This is a genomic window from Thermanaeromonas sp., from assembly GCF_021890735.1.
Classification (GTDB): domain Bacteria; phylum Bacillota; class DSM-521; order Neomoorellales; family Neomoorellaceae; genus Thermanaeromonas.
Window position 1 is genome coordinate 1 of the sequence record NZ_JAKKUR010000094.1, and the last position, 5935, is coordinate 5935.

The window sequence follows — 5935 nt, forward strand, 5'->3', positions numbered from 1 at the left end:
AAGACGCGGGAGAAAGTCCTGCGGGCCATGCAGGAGTTAAATTATTCTCCGAATTTACTGGCGGCAGCCTTGATGAAAAAGAATACCTATACTGTAGGTTTGCTTATTCCTGATATTTCTAATCCCTTTTTTGCCGAGATCACCCGGGGGGTAGAGGATGCCGCCAATAAATTCGGGTTTAACATTATAATTTGCAATACAGATAATGATCCGGAAAAAGAAACAAAATATGTAAACCTTCTCTTGCAAAAAAGCGTCGATGGCCTGATTTTTGCCACCTCGGAAATTGCTAACCAAAACATTTTAATGCTCAAAGAAAGACAATTTCCGCTAGTATTGATTGCCAGGGAAGTAGAGGGGATAGAAGTAGACGTGGTCTTAGCAGATAACTTTCAGGGCGCCTATGAAGGGGTGAAATATTTAATCAGCCTGGGGCATCGCCGCATCGCGTTCTTGGGCGAATCGTTAAATATTAAATCTACACGCGAGCGACAGGCAGGATACGAAAAAGCCTTGCAGGAAGCGGGGATCCCAGTAGAAGCGGAGCTACTCGTTACAGGGCTAAAGGGTTTGGAAGAGGCCTATCACAGGATGCGCTTATTTTACCCCAAGGTGCAACCCACGGCGGTCTTTGCTGCCAATGATGTTTTGGCTATAGGTGCTATAAGGGCTTTAAAGGAGCTGGGTTTGAGCATACCCGGAGATGTTTCGGTCTTAGGTTTCGATGATACTATCTTTGCTTCCATAGCTGAACCCCCTTTAAGTAGTGTGGCCCAGCCCATGCGCCAGATGGGGAAAATGGCGATGACAAGATTGATAAGTAGGATTCGTAATAAAGAAGAGAAATATAGAAGGGTGGTATTGCCGACTAAACTTGTGATCAGGGCTTCTACCAGGGCTTGCAGTTAAGTAAGATGACAGATAAGTAAGATGGAAATGTGGGGGAGCGGGTAAAAATGCGGGAGCCGTTCCTAAAACTTAGAGGAATTTGTAAGCGCTTTCCGGGTGTTGTAGCTTTGGATAATGTGGATCTCGATGTATATTCTGGAGAGATCCATGTTTTGCTAGGAGAAAATGGAGCTGGAAAGTCTACTCTCATTAAAATATTAACCGGCGCCTATCAAAAGGACGCTGGGGAGATCATTATTGATGGAAAAGAAGTTCAGATTAGAACACCGCGAGAAGCGTTACAACTAGGTATTTCTTGCATTTACCAAGAATTAAATTTAATCCCTCATTTAAGTGTAGCTGAAAATATTTTCTTAGGTAGAGAGCCCAAGCTACTTCCTGCCTTAGGAATTATAGATTTAAAAGACCGCTATAAACGGAGTGCAGCTTTGTTAAAGGAACTGGGGTGTGCGGTTTCTCCTGGAGTTAAGGTTAAGGATTTGGGTCTAGGGAAGCAGCAGATGGTGGAGATAGCTAAAGCCCTTTCGCTCAATGCCCGTCTTGTAATTATGGACGAGCCTACTTCCAGCTTAAGCGAAAAAGAAGTAGAAGAGCTTTTCCGGGTAGTCAGGCAGTTAAAAGAAAAAGGTATAGCCATAATCTTTGTATCCCACAAGCTTGAGGAGATACGTCAAATTGCTGACCGGGTCACAGTCTTAAGAGATGGCCGGAAAGTAGCCACTTTAGCTCGAGGAGAGTTTGATATTGAAGAGTTAATAAAGTTGATGGTGGGCAGGACCCTAAAGGAGAAGTTCCCCAAGATTAACGTCCGGCGCGGCCGGGAGGCCTTGCGGGTAGAAGATATATGGACAGATACAGGACTAAAGGGGGTTAGCTTTTCAGCCTATGAAGGTGAAGTATTAGGGATTGCCGGGCTCGTGGGGGCAGGGAGGACGGAGTTAGCGCGGGCTATTTTCGGGGCTGACCCTTTACGTAAAGGTAATATCTTCATTTACGGGCAAAGGGTGGATATAAAATGCCCGGAGGATGCTATTCGAGCTGGACTGGCCTTTTTAACAGAGGACAGAAAGACCCAAGGGCTTATCCTAGGCGAAAGTGTGGCCTTCAATATCACCTTGGCCGGAATTAAACAATTTAGGCGGTGGGGCTTCCTAGATATAAGGCGGCAATTCGAGACTGCTGAACAACTAGCCCGGGACCTTAAAGTAAAACCTCTAGACATAAGAAGAAAAGCGCGGGAGCTAAGCGGAGGTAACCAACAAAAAGTGGTCCTTGCTAAGTGGTTGTGCACCCGGGCTAAAATTTTCATTTTCGATGAGCCTACACGGGGTATTGATGTGGGGGCTAAAGTAGAGGTGTACAACCTCATAAACCAGCTACTTCAAAATGGTGCGGCCGTTATAATGATCTCCTCTGAGCTGCCTGAAATACTGGGCATGAGCGACCGCATCCTGGTGATGAGCGAGGGGCGGATTACTGGGGAGTTTTTAAGGGAAGAAGCCACACAAGAAAAGATAATGAAGGCAGCAACGGGAGGTTATTAAAGATGCTTAAAACAGTCAGCGAAAAAGCGGTTAAGGAGCCGGATATCCAGGCAGAAGGCAAGATTAACTGGAAGGACTTGCTATATAGCCTAGGTGCCTTATTGGGGCTGATCCTCTTAAGTGCCGTATTAACCGTATTATCACCTGATTTTTTGACCCTCAATAACCTGATGAACATTGCCCGTCAGTCGGCTATAAACAGTCTTATCTCTGTAGGCATGCTTCTTACAATTTTGACAGCAGGGATAGACCTTTCTGTAGGTTCGGTTCTGGCCTTGTCCACGGTGGTAATGGCTATCCTTATTATAAAGTTACATGTAAGCCCTTTCATAGGGGTACTGGCGGGCTTGTGCTTAGGTGCTTTTTTGGGCTTTATGAATGGCATTTTGCTCACTAAATTACATCTTCCCCATCCCTTTATCTCCACATTGGGCACCATGAATATTGCCCGGGGATTAGCGTTAATTGTCACCGGTGCTACTCCTATCTCGGGCTTCCCCTTTTCTGTGCAGTTCTTAGGAGCTGCCTTTTGGGGGCCTATTCCGGTTAGCTTTATGTTGGTTCTTGTAGTGTTTATCATCTTTCATCTTTTTCTTACCCGTACTACTACTGGTCGCTACATTTATGCTGTGGGCGGTAACCCTGAGGCAGCCAGGTTATCAGGTGTCCCGGTAGAAAGGGTTTTGGTGATAGTCTATACCTTAAGCGGTTTTATGGCAGCCGTGGCCGGGTTGGTGCTGATAGGTCGAGTGAATGCGGCCTATCCCCTGGCCGGTTTGGGGTATGAGCTAGATGCTATTGCAGCAGTGATTATTGGCGGAGCCAGTTTCTTCGGAGGGGTAGGTACTGTATGGGGTACCCTAGTGGGAGCCCTTATCATGGCGGTTTTGCGCAACGGGTTAAACCTATTAGGTGTTTCTGCTGATCTTCAAACTGTGGCTATAGGTGCTGTTATTATCGGGGCTGTATACATCGATGTATTGCGCCAGCGGGCGATAAATAAGGGAAGGAGGTGACACAGAATAAGCAGAGCTTAAGGCCCTTAAAATAAATTTTTCTCCTATTTACATTAAAATTTAAAAGGAGGTCTGCTTCATGCGCAAAAAGTTATTGGCCATTATCCTTTTGGCAGCAGCCATGGCTTTCGCATTGGCTGGCTGTGGCGGCAGCAAAGGGCAGAGTTCCCAGGGCGGCGGGAAGGAGACGGCTAAACAGGAGACGCAGGCTAGCGACAAGATTCGAGTAGCTGTTATAGTAAAAGCTTTAAATAGCGATTACTGGCATTTAGTAGAGGCTGGAGCTAAAGATGCAGGGGCTAAATTAGGGGTGGATGTAACCGTATTAGGGCCTGCTGCAGAGACCCAAGTAACCGAACAGATATCTATGATTGAGGACCAGATTACCAAGAAGGTATCTGCGTTAGCTGTAGCTCCCAGCCAGCCCAGCTCGGCTATACCTGCCTTTGAGCGGGCTAAAGCCCAGAAGATACCGGTAGTTTTAATAGATACCGATGCCCCCTGGCAGGACAAGGTTTCCTTTGTAGGTACTGGTAACTACGTAGGTGGTAAACAAGCGGGTGAGTTTTTGGCCAAAAAGTTGGGTAAAGGCGCTAAAATAGCTATCCTGCGCGGGGCCTTGGGCGACCCGACCCACGATGAACGGGCCAACGGTGCAGTAGAAGTTCTTAAAGCGCAAGGATTAGATGTGGTCACCATCCAGCCGGCCAATAGCGAACGCCAGATGGGCATGTCCGTAATGGAGAATATCCTCCAGGCCCATCCTGATATCCAGGGCGTATTTGCTACCAATGACGAGATGGCTTTAGGCGCTTTAAGAGCTATAGAGGCGGCTCATAAAAACATCATAGTGGTAGGCTTTGACGGTTCGCCTGATGCGTTGAAATCCATTAAAGAAGGGAAACTTACTGCTTCTATAGCACAAAACCCATATAATATTGGCTATATGGGCGTAGAAGCTGCAGTAAAGGCTGCTAAGGGAGAGAGTGTAGAGAAGAGGATCGACACGGGTACTAAGGTTATAACTAAAGAAAACGTCCAGGAAGAGATGGACAATTTAGCCAAGATTTTGGGTAGGTAAATTAAGAAGTCTCGAACGATCTACTGCCACAATTCTGGAGCCTACCAGGGTTGTGGCGGTTTTCAAAAATTTTTTTGAAAGCGCTTACCAAAATACCACATGGTACCACGAACAATTAAAAGGGAGGGCGCAATACTATGTCCACCATGCGCTGCGTAGTTCTCCACGCCGACTGGGATCCCCGGCCAGGTTTTAAATTGGGGGCTAAAGACATCGAGGGGAAGCAGACCTACTTAGGTAGCCGAGTGTGGCGGAATCCCAGGGTAGTTATTGAAGAGAAGGAAATACCCAAGCCGGGCCCGGGTGAGGTGGTGATCGAGGTAAAGGCTTGCGGTATCTGTGGTAGCGATGTGCATATGGCCCAGCCGGATGATGAGGGGTATATCCTTTATCCCGGCTTGACCGGTTTCCCGGTAGTCTTAGGGCACGAAATTGCAGGTGTAGTGGTGGAGGCAGGGCCGGGCGCTTTAGATAAACGGACCAACAAGCCTTTTAAAGGTGGGGAAGAAGTATGCACCGAGGAAATGGTATGGTGCGGTTCCTGCCAGCCCTGTGCGGACGGTTATCCTAACCATTGTGAGCGGCTGAATGAGCTCGGATTCAATGTAGACGGTGGTTTTGCTAAATATGTAAAGGTGCCTGCCCGCCTGGTCTGGAGCTTAGAGCCTCTTAAATCCCGGTATAAAGGTTTAGATCTTTTCCTTGCGGGAAGCCTGGTAGAGCCTACCTCTGTTGCTTACAACGCGGTCATCGAGAGGAGCGGCGGAGGCATAAGGCCAGGAGATAATGTGGTCATCTGCGGAGGAGGCCCGGTGGGACTAGCGGCCTGCGCCATCCTTAAACGCCAGGGTGCAGCTAGGGTTATCTTGTCGGAGCCTGAGCCTGCCCGGGCCGAGCTAGGCTTAAAATTGGGCGCCGATTATGTAATCAACCCCCTTAAGGAGGACTTCGTCCACCGGGTCCTGGAACTAACCGACGGTTATGGTGCGGCCCTTTATCTAGAAGCCACCGGCCTACCTACCGTAGTATATCCCCAGATCGAACAAGTGATCTGGGAAGGACGTACTCTAAATGCTAAGGTCATTGTTGTAGCCCGGGCGGATGCCAAGATGCCGGTAACTGGCGAAGTGCTCCAGGTGAGGCGCGCCCAGATCATAGGTGCCCAGGGCCACTCCGGCCACGGTACCTTCCCGCGGGTTATAGAGAGCATGGCTGCTGGCATGGATATGACACCCATGATTACTAAGAAAATAAAGCTAGAGGAAGTGCCAGAGAACCTTGTGTTGCTGAGAACTGATAGGAAAGAAGGCAAGATCACTTGTGTCATGGATTAGATTGCGTTATGGACTAGGCTTAAGGTCAAGCTTTGGACTGGGCTAAAGACC

The 5935-nt window shown here is 48.1% G+C and carries 5 protein-coding genes; all 5 read left to right on the plus strand.

The annotated features are described in order from the left end of the window. On the plus strand, nt 1-909 hold a 909-nt coding region (locus L5656_RS10120; RefSeq protein ID WP_297202585.1), incomplete at its 5' end, for a LacI family DNA-binding transcriptional regulator. A gap of 47 nt (nt 910-956) precedes the next feature. Continuing rightward, nucleotides 957-2453, plus strand: coding sequence for a sugar ABC transporter ATP-binding protein (locus L5656_RS10125; RefSeq protein WP_297202587.1), 1497 nt, complete (start codon nt 957-959; stop codon nt 2451-2453). A 2-nt stretch (nt 2454-2455) separates the two neighbouring features. Continuing rightward, the gene (locus tag L5656_RS10130) at nt 2456-3469 is read left to right on the plus strand and encodes an ABC transporter permease (protein WP_297202589.1); all 1014 of its coding nucleotides are present in this window, start codon (nt 2456-2458) and stop codon (nt 3467-3469) included. Between the two features lie 79 nt (nt 3470-3548). Then, nucleotides 3549-4550, plus strand: a complete 1002-nt coding sequence (locus L5656_RS10135; RefSeq protein WP_297202591.1) for a sugar ABC transporter substrate-binding protein — start codon at nt 3549-3551, stop codon at nt 4548-4550. A 146-nt stretch (nt 4551-4696) separates the two neighbouring features. After that, nucleotides 4697-5884: a scyllo-inosose 3-dehydrogenase gene (gene iolM / locus L5656_RS10140; protein WP_366018276.1), complete on the plus strand. Its 1188-nt coding sequence runs from the start codon at nt 4697-4699 to the stop codon at nt 5882-5884. Nucleotides 5885-5935 lie beyond the last annotated feature (51 nt).